Source organism: Rhizobium sp. 01N424, assembly GCF_056399485.1.
This window is the reverse complement of record NZ_JBFTRK010000006.1, coordinates 297,957-311,489: the sequence shown is the minus strand read 5'-3', so window position 1 is coordinate 311,489 and position 13,533 is coordinate 297,957. Positions and strand designations below refer to the sequence as shown.

The 13,533-nt window shown below is 59.8% G+C and carries 12 protein-coding genes; 5 read left to right on the top strand and 7 right to left on the bottom strand.

What is annotated here, in order from left to right; genetic code table 11:
* The first annotated feature begins 898 nt into the window (after window positions 1-898).
* Window positions 899-1,063: a hypothetical protein gene (locus AC1DNK_RS17840; protein ID WP_162702732.1), complete on the top strand. Its 165-nt coding sequence runs from the start codon at window positions 899-901 to the stop codon at window positions 1,061-1,063.
* A gap of 70 nt (window positions 1,064-1,133) precedes the next feature.
* On the opposite strand, the gene AC1DNK_RS17835 is transcribed toward AC1DNK_RS17840, so the two are convergent.
* The gene (locus AC1DNK_RS17835; protein WP_477942525.1) at window positions 1,134-2,783 is read right to left on the bottom strand and encodes a type IV secretory system conjugative DNA transfer family protein; all 1,650 of its coding nucleotides are present in this window, start codon (window positions 2,781-2,783) and stop codon (window positions 1,134-1,136) included.
* A gap of 2 nt (window positions 2,784-2,785) precedes the next feature.
* Window positions 2,786-3,046 (bottom strand): mobilization protein, encoded by a 261-nt coding sequence (locus tag AC1DNK_RS17830; RefSeq protein ID WP_477942503.1) that lies wholly within the window; start codon window positions 3,044-3,046, stop codon window positions 2,786-2,788.
* A gap of 349 nt (window positions 3,047-3,395) precedes the next feature.
* On the opposite strand from AC1DNK_RS17830, the gene traA reads away from it, so the two are divergent.
* Both traA and AC1DNK_RS17820 read left to right on the top strand, forming a co-directional pair.
* Entirely contained in the window at window positions 3,396-6,554 is a 3,159-nt protein-coding gene (gene traA, locus AC1DNK_RS17825; RefSeq protein WP_477942501.1) for a Ti-type conjugative transfer relaxase TraA, read from the top strand.
* 8 nt (window positions 6,555-6,562) lie between these two features.
* Complete coding sequence (locus AC1DNK_RS17820; protein WP_112516413.1) at window positions 6,563-7,084, top strand: DUF6118 family protein; 522 nt, start codon at window positions 6,563-6,565, stop codon at window positions 7,082-7,084.
* Between the two features lie 39 nt (window positions 7,085-7,123).
* Here the strand turns inward: AC1DNK_RS17820 and AC1DNK_RS17815 are convergent, their stop codons facing one another.
* From AC1DNK_RS17815 to ugpB, 5 genes are all read right to left on the bottom strand, one after another.
* Window positions 7,124-7,375 carry a hypothetical protein gene (locus AC1DNK_RS17815; protein ID WP_477942499.1) on the bottom strand — a complete coding sequence of 84 codons (252 nt, stop codon included), beginning with the start codon at window positions 7,373-7,375 and terminating at the stop codon, window positions 7,124-7,126.
* Between the two features lie 52 nt (window positions 7,376-7,427).
* On the bottom strand, window positions 7,428-8,486 hold the full coding sequence (locus tag AC1DNK_RS17810; RefSeq protein WP_112516415.1) for a sn-glycerol-3-phosphate import ATP-binding protein UgpC: 1,059 nt from the start codon (window positions 8,484-8,486) through the stop codon (window positions 7,428-7,430).
* The gene (gene ugpE / locus AC1DNK_RS17805; RefSeq protein WP_477942497.1) at window positions 8,486-9,334 is read right to left on the bottom strand and encodes a sn-glycerol-3-phosphate ABC transporter permease UgpE; all 849 of its coding nucleotides are present in this window, start codon (window positions 9,332-9,334) and stop codon (window positions 8,486-8,488) included. Before ugpE ends, AC1DNK_RS17810 begins: the two co-directional genes overlap by 1 nt.
* Before the next feature lie 9 nt (window positions 9,335-9,343).
* Entirely contained in the window at window positions 9,344-10,225 is an 882-nt protein-coding gene (gene ugpA, locus AC1DNK_RS17800; protein WP_112388824.1) for a sn-glycerol-3-phosphate ABC transporter permease UgpA, read from the bottom strand.
* Between the two features lie 64 nt (window positions 10,226-10,289).
* On the bottom strand, window positions 10,290-11,600 hold the full coding sequence (gene ugpB / locus AC1DNK_RS17795) for a sn-glycerol-3-phosphate ABC transporter substrate-binding protein UgpB (protein WP_112388825.1): 1,311 nt from the start codon (window positions 11,598-11,600) through the stop codon (window positions 10,290-10,292).
* 245 nt (window positions 11,601-11,845) lie between these two features.
* On the opposite strand from ugpB, the gene AC1DNK_RS17790 reads away from it, so the two are divergent.
* Together AC1DNK_RS17790 and AC1DNK_RS17785 are read left to right on the top strand one after the other, a co-directional pair.
* Complete coding sequence (locus AC1DNK_RS17790; RefSeq protein WP_477942495.1) at window positions 11,846-13,096, top strand: aconitase X; 1,251 nt, start codon at window positions 11,846-11,848, stop codon at window positions 13,094-13,096.
* Complete coding sequence (locus AC1DNK_RS17785; RefSeq protein WP_477942492.1) at window positions 13,093-13,521, top strand: aconitase X swivel domain-containing protein; 429 nt, start codon at window positions 13,093-13,095, stop codon at window positions 13,519-13,521. The genes AC1DNK_RS17790 and AC1DNK_RS17785 overlap by 4 nt, the downstream gene beginning before the upstream one ends.
* Window positions 13,522-13,533 lie beyond the last annotated feature (12 nt).

The following is a 13,533-nucleotide window of genomic DNA, read 5'->3' as shown; positions in this document are numbered from 1 at the left end:
GAGATGCATGCCAAGGTTGCTGACCCAGGGGCACTGCTTACGTTGAAAAACTGTCCGGTATCAAATCGGAATCGCGTCCGGTTAATTCTCGGAATCGTGTCCGGGTTTTGATCGGAATGCCGTCCGGTGAATCATCGGAATCTACAGCCTCATCTGGTCGCGGCTGAACCGCCGCACTGGTGACTGAACCGCCTCTACGTGACGCCCTGCATCCGGGGCGTCACAACTCGCATTCGTACACAACGGCAAAAATGCCTGGATCATTGAATATTCTACAAGTATCGCCGGGCTCTTTTTGCGTGAAGTATCCAGGAAGTGAATCGCGAATTTCCTTTCGATCTCAGAAATCTAGATCTTCTTGCCGCGGTTCTCGCCAACCCGGCCCAAACATAGGATCACCGCTGTCGAACCAAACAGTGTGGGTTCGATCGTGAGGCCATAATAGCCCGCTATCTTCTTCGCGGCATAGATGCGCTGGCAATAGAGATGGTTAGGATAGTGCGCCATGGCCGGAGCACACGAGACACTCCCGGTCTCGTCCAGTGCACGTTCTAAATTGATCGAGCGTGCCGATCCGTCCCGCTGATGGATCAGCAGTCGGCGCTCGCTGCTAGCGCTGCGAGATCAGCGCCAACTAAGCATCACGTTCCGCGAAGACAAGGAACGGGTGCCACACGAGAACAAAACCTGTCTGCTCAGATCGGGCAATTGTGCCGGGCGGGAAGAGCCAGCTCAAGGCCGCGCGGCCCCTCCAATTTTGCTTCCGCTCCGTTTCACTCCACTGCAACAAAATCGGTTCCTCCGCACGCCGGCTCCGCCGGTCGTTCCGAGCCCTGACCTGTCTCTCCCCACCCTGCGTCCCGCCGTCATCTTCAACACAAGTCAAGGAATGACGACGATGACCATCGACCAGCACATCGAAGAACTGCACGCCGAAGTCCGCAATGCCGAAACCATCGAGGCGCGCCGGGCGCTGGAGGCCGAGCTCGACATGGTGAAGGCGGAGCGCGAAGTTATCTGGGCCGAACTCGACGGCCGCATTGAGGCCAAGCCGCCCTTCTGAGGCGGCTCTGTATGGCCGTTTGCACCAGCTATTGCCTGGCGCATTTGCTTTGCTGCTGAATCGCTCCAGATCATGGCGAACCGAACAGCCCCTTGAACTCGCGGTCTGCATAGTAGACAATTTTTCTGGCGAGGATCGGGCGCTGGCCGGCAAGAAATAGCAGTTGTGAATGGGGCGGAAGATTGCGGACCTCATCGGGGGTCAATAGTTGCCGAGCAGCATGTTGCTCCGAAATGCTCAATCCCGACTTCTCGGCGTCGAGATTTCTGCTCATCGTTTGGAATACGACGGTCTCCTGCCCAAGCAAACCTGAAACAAGCTCAGCACTTGCATGATCGTTGACGCCGAAAACCTGAAGTAGCCCGGTATTCGACAGGAACGTGCCGGCGCGCGTTCCGTAGGTCGCGCGCAGTTGATGAACATCCTGCAAAATTGGCCAAAGCTGGACGCCATAACCAGCCATCAGTCCCATCGCCTTTTCGACCGCCTGAAGGTGGCCGAGGGCTGCAAATTCGTCGAGCATATAGAGGACCGGCGCATCCGGTTTGTGAATCGTGCGCGCCATGTCGATCAGGCTGCAGGTCACGACCAGGCGCAGCCAGCGCGAATATGTCGATAGTCGGTCTGGGGGCAATACGAGAAAAATGGTTTGGTGGCTTTGTTTCAACTCCGTGAACCGAAAGTCCGACCTGCCAAGGACGCGTGCCATGCGTGGACAGTCGAGGAAATGCGTGTGACGCTGGGCAGACGAAAGAACGCCGGCAGCCTCGCGGTCGGATTTGCCGAGATGACGATTGGCGGCACGAGCAACGAGCCCACCTGCGGCGATCGAAGCTTGCATCTCAGCGAGGAGACATTTGAACTGTTCCGGCGCTAGTGTCAGATATTGCCTGAGCGTCACCAGCGTTTTTCGCATCGCCCCCTCTGTTGTCACGACGTGCAGGATCATCCCCGCCATCAGCGCCTTTGCTTCCTCGTTCCAGTGAGCCTCGCCAGTCATGCCTGGTTCATCGAAAACGAGAGCGTCGGCAAGGGTGTCTGCCTCCTCGGCCAGATCAGGATTGTAAGGATCAAGGTGATCAAGCGGATTGAAGGCGGCCGGGGGTGCATTCGTGACCTCGAAGGGGTCGAGAACATGAACGGGACCAAAGCTGGCGCGGGTCAATGCTGTGATGCCGGTATTCTCTCCCTTTGGGTCGATGCAGATGACGGATCGATCGGCAGTCAGTAGATTGGGAATGATGGTGCCGACGCCTTTTCCCGTCCTCGTCGGCGCCATGGTCATGAGATGGGACTCACCTGAGTAGCGAATAAGCTTCCCCGTTTCTCCGTCACGTCCGATGAGGAGGGCGGATGTCGAGCTGGGCAGCTTGGCGATTTCCCTTGGTGTGGCAAAGCGCGCACTACCGTGCGTGTCGTCCTCAGTGGGGCCGAAATGCGCGATCAGCGGATCGGTTATCAAACGCATTGCCAGCACACACATGAAGATGACGATCGCAAGAGCGACGATTTGACGAAGCATCACGTATTGCGGGGGAATAATCGCACCGAGTACTGAAAGAACAAGCCCTGCGATGAAGACTGTGCTCGCGATCGTAACGACAAAGCGGATTGTCCGCACCGGAGAAAGCACGGCGCTTGCGATTGCCCAGACAGGGTCGTGTCGCACCACGCGAACGAGGTTTTTCATCGCAGCCCAGGTTTGGCGCAGACGAAGCATCATCACCTCGACTTCAGGAAATCGTCAAAGATTGCCTTGTCCTTATCCCTGGTCAGAAACATCGGCAATCGCTCTCCAAGCCAAGCCAGGAGATCGCGAGAAAACTCGCCCTCGCTTTGAGTCAACTCGTCGAGAACGAGCGACCCGAGAAGAACCTTGCGGCGCGTGTCGCGCGCACGTTCTTGTGTCGTGAGACGTGCCTGCAAGGCCTTTTTCTGTGCGTCGAGCTGGGCGAGCCGCTCTTCGAGTGATTTGCGTGTCACTGTCCTTGCTCCGTTTGTAGGCCAGTAGCTGGAATTTTGCGCGGGACGGCCGGGTCCGCGCTGCACTGCTTGCCGGCATCGTTCCTGAATATACGCACTCTATCAAAGGGCTGCGCAAACGCCAGTAAAAATACACCAAAAAGGAGAATATAATAATGGACACGTTGCGAGACGTGTGTAACTTATGCGAGCACTGGTTCTTACGAAGACGTGTATATCGTGCAGGTAGGGACGAGGATTTTTTAACGGGAAGGGCGCACTTACGAGTTGCTGCGCAACTCAGGTACTACGACCGGGGAAACATCGGTTACATCGAACCAGTCGGCGGTCGTCGTGATGGGGAGGAAAGTTGTCGATCTATCATGCAAGCACGAAATCGATCTCGCGGGCGACTGGCCGCAGTGCTGTTGCAGCTGCCGCCTATCGCAGTGGCGTAAAACTGACGAACGCCCGCGACGGCATCACGCACGACTTCACCAACAAGCGCGGTGTCGCGCATGCAGAGATTATCCTTCCCGAAGGCGTGGCGGCTGACTGGGCCCGGGACCGTTCCGTGCTTTGGAATGCGGCAGAACAGGCAGAAGTACGCAGGGACGCCCGCGTTGCTCGCGAGTTCGAGGTAGCGCTGCCACATGAGCTGTCAGCGGAGCAAAGACTGTCGCTGGTGCGCGAGTTTGCACGATATCTTGCAGAGAGCCAACGGGGCGCTGTCGACTTTGCCATCCACAATCCGCATGAAAAAAGCGACGTGCGAAATCATCATGCCCATATCTTGATGACGACGCGCACCGTAACGGCAGACGGGCTTGGCGGCAAAACGATGTTCGAGCGGGAAAACAAGTGGCTGCTCTCGCATGAAATGCCGACGTCGCAAATGCAGCTTCGAGACTTCAGACAAGTCTGGGAAGAACTCGCCAACACGCATCTCGCAAGGGCGGGTCTGGATATCAGGATCGATCGACGCTCGCACCAGGATCGCGGCCTTGAGCTTGTGCCGACCGAACATGTCGGTGTGCATGCAACGCAGATCGAACGGCGTGGCAAGGATATCGAGCGTAGTCGCTTGGAAGGACAAGCGGCGCGACGCAACGCTGACCTTATCCGCAAAAAACCCGATCAGATTCTGACGTTCATCACCAACGAGAAGAGCGTCTTTGATCGCCAGGACATTGCGCGCACGCTGCATCGCTATATCAACGATGACATACAGGTATTCCAGAACACATTCGCGTCGGTCATGGCCTCCCCATGCTTGGTCGAACTGCAGCCCGAGAAGGCTGATCTAGTGACGGGCGAGATCGAACTTGCACGCTATTCGACACGGGAGATGGTTAGGGTCGAAAACGAAATGGTTGGGTCGGCCGAACGCATGCATCTTGAACGTAGCCATCATGTCGATCCAAGCCACCGCAGTGGGATGTCTGATCGACAGGCTCGGACAGCGCGGACAGGCCAGGGACGTGACGGCGTGGCAAAGCCTGATCCTGGCCAGAATTTAGTGGATGCGGCATTCGCCAAACCGGCAACGCCTCGACTTTCCGACGAGCAGAGAAACGCCGTCCAGCACATTACAGGCCCGGAGCGCATTGCGGCCGTCGTCGGTCTCGCGGGTGCGGGCAAGAGTATGATGCTATCCCGAGCACGTGAGATATGGGAGGCACAGGGATATCGCGTCCACGGCGCGGCGCTATCGGGCAAGGCGGCGGAGGGATTGGAGGAGGCGTCGGGAATCAAGAGCCGGACGCTTGCTGCTTGGGAATACCGCTGGGCCGTGCGAGGCGATGGAGCGTCGGATGCCCTACTCCGGAATGATGCAGAACCGCGCGATCTGCTCGGTCGCGGGGATGTCTTCGTGGTCGATGAAGCAGGTATGGTCGGAAGTCACCAACTTGGGCGGTTTGTCAGGCAAGCAGAGGTAAGAGGCGCCAAGATCGTGCTTGTCGGAGACCATGAACAGTTGCAGGCCATTGGTGCCGGCGCGCCGTTTCGTGCAATCGCCGAAACGATCGGTCATGCAGAACTGTCCGAGATTCGACGCCAGCGCGTCGATTGGCAGCGCAAGGCATCGGCATCTTTCGCAAGGAACAGAACGGGCGAGGGGCTTTCGGCTTATCGGGAACGGGGGGATATCAAGTTCAGTCAGACGCGCTCACAGACAATGGCCGCGATGGTTCAGGACTATCTCCTTGATCGATTGGCCCGGCCGGATGCAAGCCGGGTGGCAATGGCACATCGGCGCGTGGATGTGCGCGCCTTCAATGATGCAGTTCGGAGTGAACTTCAGGACCGGGACATGCTGGCTAGAGGTGAAGGTGCAGGCGAGGTCTCTTTCCAGACAAATACCGGAAAACGGACATTTGCAATTGGGGACAGGATCGTGTTCCTGCAGAACGATCGCGAGCTCGGGGTAAAGAACGGTATGCTTGGGACCGCCATGGCTGTTGACCGGCGATCCATGAGGGTGCAGCTCGACGGGAAGACGGGTAACGATACAGGTTCGGTCCACGTCGCTACAGATCGGTATCGCTATTTCGATCACGGCTACGCAACCACGATCCATAAGAACCAGGGCGCTACGATCGATCGTGCATTCGTGTTGGCGTCGGCAACGATGGACCGGCATCTGACCTATGTGGCGATGACACGTCACCGGGACGGTGTGCGGCTCTATGTGGCTGAGGAAGAATTTGCCGATCGCAGGGCCGGGCACCTAGTCGAGCATGGAGCGGCGCCCTATGAGCGCGACCCCCGAAACCGGTTCAGCTATTTTGTCAGCCTTGAAAACGCCCAAGGCGAGACACACACGACGTGGGGCGTCGATCTTGAGCGAGCGATAGCGAAAGCGGGAGTAATTGTTGGTGAAAAACTCGCGCTGAAACACACCGGCTCCGAAACAGTCCAATTGCCTGATGGCCGCGCCGCCGATCGCAACAATTGGGAAGTGGAAAAACCCACCGACCTTGCTTTCGCACGGATGACACAGCGGCTCGGCAGATCGGGGGTCAAGGAAACAACGCTGGATTACCTCAGCGATTTCGCCGGGCGACGAGGAATGCCCGACACCCGGGATGCTGAGGAGTTCAAGGTAGCCCGCCGAAAAGATCTGGCGACTCTCACCCGCGATCCAGTCAGCGTAAGCGCTCAAGCTAGAAGCCTACCGAGCAAAGGTCAGAAGGCTTTCGAAAGGCTCGGGGTCACACGCGTGGCGAGTGGCCCTGAGGGGCAATCTGGACAGCTGGAGATCAGGGGCCAAACGTCTCTGCAACAATCAGAAGCGCGTCGCGAGATGTTCGCCGGTTTGAATCTAACTCGTACGGCGGCGACGGTGAAACCTGAGGGGATTACTGCTGCAAGTGACGTGAGGGGATCCGATCACTTGCGAGAACGTTTGCGGTCGGATCGGGCTGTGGAAGTCGGGAAGGTGGGAAATAGCACTGCCGACCACCATCGTGTCCACGACGCGGATCGAGGGATCTCGCGCGAGCGCGGCGACGATTTTGAACGTTAGGACAGGGTATGACAGACCAAGGTAGAACAACAAAGCCGCAGGAGTTGCCAGCCGATGGCGCGACACTTGCATTCGATGCCCTCCGCCACGCGGTGGAAGAACTTGCCCGCAACATCGATAGCGATATGGCCACCATTCGCAGAGGCTTAGAGGCCGCGTTCGATCGATATGACGGACTTGCGTCGCCGGCGGACTACGGCAATCACTTCGAGCGGATGGCTGACGACATGGTTCTTATTGCCGAGCACGTCAAAGCCCTCGAAATATCGCCGGCGCTTCGTTATGGCCCTGACGACTATGGACGCATGTTCGAGGTGATTGCTGATCGCGTGATTGTCAATCTCCATCGGGCAAAGCTAGGTGGTAGTGACATCGAGTCCGTTACCCGCGAGCTCCGAGAACTCGTGTATGCTGCGCGCGATCGTGATCAGCAGGATCGGCGGCTGTTGACTGCGGGTTTGGCAGGTCTGTTGCTCGGAGGCTTGCTAACGTGGACGGTAGTCCGAGTGTGGCAGAGTCTGTCCTTCTAATTTCACCGAACGACGACCCAATTTGTCCCTTGGCGAGCACTAGACCAAGTCGTTGCTATCGCTCCGTCCGATATACAGGTCGGCTGACGGCAGGGTCAGGATGTCGACATTGCGGTGTTTGCGGTTGGTTGTGCGACCACGCACCTCGACATTGTCGATTTTTCGGACGCTTCTGAAGCTGCTTTTGATGCCGTCGAGGATTCTTCCAAGTGTTTCAAACTCCTCCTTGACCACTGAGAGAACCCGCGACGCTCGCTTGAGCGTTGCTGCATTGCCATGCTCGAAAACCATATGCATACCGCTTGGAAAGGCAACAGAGGACGTCATAAAACGGTGCGTGGTATTACTGAGCCATCGTAGCCATTCGCTTGTCTGATTTGTCGAAGAAATGCAGCGCCGATTGCGCCGCGCCGATCGTCACGCGGGCGTCGATGGCGATCTGCGACCGGCCGGGGACGCGGAAGACGATGTCCTGGTTGTTCGGCAGCGTGCCGTGGACATAGCTTTCGGCGCCGACGAGCTCCACGGCACCGACGCGAACGTCGGCGGTGAAGGCATCGGGTTTGCCGGGTTCGGCGAGATGCAGGTCTTCAGGGCGGATGCCGAGTGTCGCAGTACCGGATGGCAGGGGTGTCGCGCCGTTGCCGAGCGCAAAGCCGGCGCCGCTGGTCTCCAACAGGTTCATCGACGGCGAGCCGATGAATGTGGCGACGAAGGTGGTTGCCGGCTTCTCGTAGAGCTCGATCGGTGTCCCCACCTGTTCGATATGACCGCCGTTCAGGACGACGAGCCGGTCGGCAAGCGTCATCGCCTCCATCTGGTCGTGGGTGACGTAGACGCTGGTCGTCGCTAATGCCCGCTGTAGCCGCTTGATCTCGACGCGCATCTGCACGCGCAGTTTCGCATCGAGATTGGAGAGCGGCTCGTCGAACAGGAACGCTGCGGGTTCGCGCACGATGGCGCGGCCCATCGCGACGCGCTGGCGTTGGCCGCCGGAGAGCTGGCGCGGCTTGCGCTCCAGGAAGGGCTCGATCTCCAGCGACTTTGCCGCCTTGACGATCCGCCGCTCGATTTCGTCCTTCGGCGTGTTCCGGTTCTTCAGGCCGTAGGCGAGGTTCTGGCGCACCGTCATATGCGGATAGAGCGCATAGTTCTGGAAGACCATGGCGATATCGCGCTCGGAGGGTTCGAGATCGTTGACCACGCGGTCGCCGATGCTGATCTCCCCGGAACTGATGCCTTCCAGGCCGGCGATCATTCTGAGCAGCGTGGACTTGCCGCAACCGGAGGGGCCGACGAGCACCAGGAGTTCGCCGTCGGCGATCTCGAGCGAGACGCCCTTGATGACTTCGACGCCGCCGCCATAGGTCTTGCGGACATCGTTGAGGGTGATCCTGGCCATTACTTCTCCGTCTCCACAAGACCTTTGACAAACCAGCGCTGCATCAGCACCACGACGAGGATGGGCGGAATGATCGCAAGGATCGCCGTCACCATCACGAAATTCCAGGGCGTCGCCGCGTCGGTGAAATCCACCATCTTCCTGAGCCCGATGATGATCGTGTTCATCTGCGCGTCGTTGGTGACGAGCAGCGGCCAGAGATACTGCGTCCAGCCGTAGATGAACAGGATGACGAAGAGCGCGGCGATATTGGTACGCGACAGCGGCAGCAGGATGTCGCGCATGAAGCGGAACGGTCCGGCATTGTCGATGCGCGCGGCCTCCAGCAATTCGCCGGGGATCGTCAGGAAGAACTGGCGGAACAGAAAGGTCGCTGTTGCCGAGGCCATCAGCGGCAGCGTCAGCCCCGCATAGGTATCGATCAGGCGGAGATCGACGATGACCTTGTAGGTCGGCAGGATGCGCACCTCGACCGGCAGCATCAGCGTCACGAAGATCATCCAGAAGAACACCATGCGCAGCGGGAAGCGGAAGAACACCACCGCGAAGGCCGACAGGAAGGAGATCAGGATCTTGCCGACGGCAATCAGGATCGCCACGACGAAGGTGTTGAAGAGCAGCCGTTCGAGACTGACGCCAACGGCGCGCTCGACGCCGCCAAACAGCGCCTCGCTGTAGTTCTCGGTGAAGTGGCTGCCCGGCAGCAACGAGATCGGCGGCTTGATGATCTCCGCCGACGTCATCGTCGAGGCGATGAACGTGTAATAGATCGGGAAGGCGACGATGATGATGCCGATGATCAGCATCAGGTGGCCGATGAGGCTGGCGATGGGGCGTTTTTCGATCATTCCAGGCCCTCACGCATAATGCACGCGCTTCTCGACGAAGCGGAACTGGAAGGCCGTCAGCGCGATGACGATGATCATCAGGATCACCGATTGTGCCGCGGACGAGCCGAGATTGAGGTTCACGAAGCCGTCGTTATAGACCTTGTAGACCAGCGTTTCCGTCGCCTTGGCCGGGCCGCCGCCGGTCACCGAATGGATGATGCCGAAGGTGTCGAAGAAGGCATAGACGGTGTTGACGACGAGCAGGAAGAAAGTTGTCGGCGCCAGCAGCGGGAAGACGATGGTCCAGAAGCGGCGGCTGCCGCGGGCGCCGTCGATGGCGGCTGCCTCGATCAGCGATTTCGGGATCGCCTGCAGCCCGGCGACGAAGAACAGGAAATTGTAGCTGATCTGCTTCCAGGCGGCCGCGACGATAACCAGCGTCATCGCCTGGTTGCCGTTCAGAAGCGGATCCCACATGAAGCCGTTGCGCCGCAGGATATAGGCGAAGGTGCCCATGGCAGGATTGAACATGAAGAGCCAGAGCATCCCGGCGACGGCAGGCGCCACGGCATAGGGCCAGATCAGAAGCGTCCGGTAGAAGGTCTGCCCGCGCACCACCTTGTCGGCCGCCGTCGCCAGAGCCAGCGCCACGACCATCGAGAGCAGCGCCGTCAGCACGCTGAAGACGACGGTGACATAAAGCGAGTTCAGATAATTCGGATCGGCGAAGACGTCGCGAAAATTTGCGAGGCCGACAAAGCCGCTCTTCAGGCCGAATGGATCTTCGCGCTGCATCGATTGATAGAGCGCCTGGCTTGCTGGCCAGAAGAAGAAAACCACCGTGAGGATGATCTGTGGAGCGACCAGGAAATAGGGAAGGATCTTGTTCGGAAAGACGACGCGCTGCACGGCGATCTCCTTGACATGAAGGGGCCGCCCGCAGCCTCAAGGGATGCGGGCGGGAACGCCGGTATTACTGGCCGATCGCCTGCTGGATCGCGGCATTGCCGCGTTCGACGGCCTTGTCGAGCGCTGCCTTGGCATCTTGCTTGCCGGCCAGCATCGCTTCGAACTCCTCATTCATGATGTCGCGCACCTGCGGCAGGTTGACGAGACGCACGCCCTTGGAGTTCTCGGTCGGTGCCTTGCCCATCATCTGCAGGATCGGCGTTTCGCGGCCCGGGTTCTTCTCATAGAAGCCGGACTTCTTGGTGTCCTCATAGGCGGCCATGGTCACCGGCATGTAGCCGGATACCTGATGCAGGCGGGCCTGGATCTTGGTCTGCGACAGGAAGTGGAAGAACTGGGCGATACCCTTGTATTCTTCATCGCTCTTGCCGGCAAAGACCCAGAGGCTGGCGCCGCCGGGAATAGTGTTCTGCGGACGTCCTTCGCCTTCATAGTAAGGCAGCTGGCCGATGCCGTAGTTCATGCCCGTTTTGATGATGTCGCCGAGACCGCCGGAGGATTCCGTCATGATGCCGCATTCACCGGAGGTGAAGAGCTGCTTGGCTTCCGAGGTGCGGCCGCCGTAGCGGAACGTGCCGTCCTTGGCGAGATCGGCGATCGCCTGGAAATGCTGAACGAAGAGCGGCGAGTTGAAGGCGAGCTTCACATCGGTGCCGGCTAGACCGTTCTCGTTGGAGCCGTAGGAGACGTTGTTCCAGGCCGCGAGGTTCTCGGTCTGGATCCAGGTGAGCCAGGTCGAGGTCAGGCCGCAGGCCGATGCGCCGCTCGACTTGATCTTCTTGGCCGCTTCGAACACTTCGGGCCAGGTCTTCGGCGGGCTTTCCGGGTCGAGGCCGGCCTTCTTGAAGGTGTCCTTGTTGTAATAGAGGATCGGCGAAGACGAGTTATAGGGGAAGGACAGCATCGTGCCGTCGGGCTTCGAGTAATAGGCAGCGATACCCGGCAGATATTCCGACTTGTCGAACTTGAAGCCGCCCTTTTCGAGAACCTGGGCCGCCGGCATGATCGCGCCCTCGGCGCCCATCATCACGCCGCTACCGGCATCGAAGACCTGCAGGATCGCGGGCGGCTGCTTGGCGCGGAAGGCGGCGATGCCGGCATTTAGCGCTTCCGGATAGGTGCCCTTGAAGACCGGGACGATCTTGTAGTCCTTCTGGCTTTCGTTGAATTCCTTGGAAAGCTGGTTGACCACTTCGTTGTTGGCGCCCGCCATGGCGTGCCACCACTGCAGTTCGGTCACTGCAAAGGCACTCGAAGCGAACGAGAGCGACAAGGTGATGGTTGCCGCGGATGCGGCCATGAAACGAATGGACATGGTTCCTCCCTATGTGTCCTGCCGCGCCGGTGAGCCGGAAACGGCATGCCGGCGCGATCCTCCCAGATCTCACCGGCCTGTTTCGTTGCGAAACTTTGCGCATACAAAACGAAAAGAAACGAACTGGCAAATGAAATTGTGAAGGTTTTGTGACATAGTGTTTGTGACAGTTTTGTCGAGGGCGCCTTTGGTCGAATTCGTCATGCCGCTTCTCTCCCGCAAGACGACCTGATAGCGTCGCCGCCATGCATTCCTCTCTCCAGCTTTCCCCTGATGACAAAGCCTTGCTCGATGGCCGCCACGGTGAGGCGGCTGCTTTTGCCATGCGGCTTCTCGTGCGTTTCGCCGAGGCTGTCGGCGCCACAAAACTGGTGGACATCGAGGCCGCCCATATCGACGGCTGTCTCTATCTCGGCGAGGTCAGCCTCGATTTCGTCGAGCGCATGGTGTCCTGGGGCGGCCGTGTCCGCGTGCCGACGACGCTGAATGTCGGTTCGGTCGATCTCGTCCATCCCGAACTTTTCCGCGGCGACGAGGCGCTTGGCCGCAACGGTGCGCGGCTGATGAAGGCGCATGAGGAGCTCGGCTGCGTGCCGACCTTCACCTGCGCGCCCTACCAGACGATCTTCCGGCCGCGCTTCGGGGCGCAGATCGCCTGGGCGGAATCGAATGCCATCGTCTTTGCCAATTCGGTGCTTGGCGCGCGTACCAACCGCTACGGCGATTTCATCGATCTCTGTTGCGCGCTGACCGGCCGGGCGCCCTATTATGGGCTGCACGTCACCGAAAACCGGCGCGCCACCGTGCTAGTCGATATCGAGGAGTTTGCCGAGGGTGAGCGGGACGCCGGGTCGATCTGCGTCGCCGCCGGTCACGCCATCGGCCGCCGTTGTGGTGATCGCATCCCCGTCATCCGCGGCCTGCCGAAGGAAAGCTCCGAGGATGACCTGAAGGCGCTCGGTGCCGTTGCGGCCTCGGCGGGCGCCGTCGCGCTGTTTCACGCCGTCGGTCTGACGCCGGAGGCGCCGACGCTGGAGGCGGCATGTGGCGGGGTCGAACCGCGGGAGACGATCCGGCTCGGCCGCGCCGATATCCGCGACACCATCCGCAATCTCTCGACGGTGACGGAAGGGACGCCGCTTGCAGCCGTCAGCATGGGAACGCCGCATTTCTCCATCGGCGAGTTCGAGCGGCTGATGCCGCTGCTGTCAGGCGAGAAAGCGGCTGTCGATATCTACATCAACACCAACCGCGAGGTCCTGGCGGAGCTTGAAAATCGTGGCTGGCGCGCGGCGCTGGAGGCGACGGGCGTGACGCTTGTCATCGATACCTGCACCTATGTCACGGCAATCATCCGCGACATGTCAGGTGCCGTCATGACCAACTCGGGCAAGTGGGCCTATTATGCGCCGGGCAATATCGGCGTCGACGTCGCCTTCGGCTCGCTGGCAGAGTGCATGGCCTCGGCGCGCTCAGGCAAGGTGGTGCGGCTGTGACGGCATTTTCCGCTACGACCCTCATGGAAGGCAAGGCCGCGGCCCCAGCCTTCGTGCTCGCCGAGCCGCTCAGCTTCTGGGGCGGCGTGGATTCGGCGACCGGCGAGATCATCGACCAGTGGCATCCGCAAAGCGGCCAGTCGATCACCGGCGCGATCCTCGTCATGGAGGCAGGCAGGGGATCGAGCTCGGGAAGCTCGGTTTTGGCCGAAGCCATCCGGCTGAAGACCGCCCCTGCGGGGATCATCCTGTTGAAGCGCGATGCGATCGTCGTCACCGGCGCTATGGTCGCGGAGGCGCTCTACGGGATCGGCTGTCCGGTGGCGTTGGCAAGGCCGGAGGACTGGCCGCTGATTTCGGCGGCCGCTCATCTGTCGATCGATGCCGGTGAGCGTGGCGCTGAGATAAGGATTGTGCAGCCTTAGGTGGCTGCGGGA

What these genes read in the sequence shown, in the direction of transcription:
- AC1DNK_RS17840 (WP_162702732.1), top strand. Translation starts at nt 899, where the DNA reads ATGACCATCGACCAGCACATCGAAGAACTGCACGCCGAAGTCCGCAAT.
- AC1DNK_RS17835 (WP_477942525.1), bottom strand. Translation starts at nt 2,783, where the DNA reads ATGCTTCGTCTGCGCCAAACCTGGGCTGCGATGAAAAACCTCGTTCGC.
- AC1DNK_RS17820 (WP_112516413.1), top strand. Translation starts at nt 6,563, where the DNA reads ATGACAGACCAAGGTAGAACAACAAAGCCGCAGGAGTTGCCAGCCGAT.
- AC1DNK_RS17815 (WP_477942499.1), bottom strand. Translation starts at nt 7,375, where the DNA reads ATGGTTTTCGAGCATGGCAATGCAGCAACGCTCAAGCGAGCGTCGCGG.
- AC1DNK_RS17810 (WP_112516415.1), bottom strand. Translation starts at nt 8,486, where the DNA reads ATGGCCAGGATCACCCTCAACGATGTCCGCAAGACCTATGGCGGCGGC.
- ugpE (WP_477942497.1), bottom strand. Translation starts at nt 9,334, where the DNA reads ATGATCGAAAAACGCCCCATCGCCAGCCTCATCGGCCACCTGATGCTG.
- ugpB (WP_112388825.1), bottom strand. Translation starts at nt 11,600, where the DNA reads ATGTCCATTCGTTTCATGGCCGCATCCGCGGCAACCATCACCTTGTCG.
- AC1DNK_RS17790 (WP_477942495.1), top strand. Translation starts at nt 11,846, where the DNA reads ATGCATTCCTCTCTCCAGCTTTCCCCTGATGACAAAGCCTTGCTCGAT.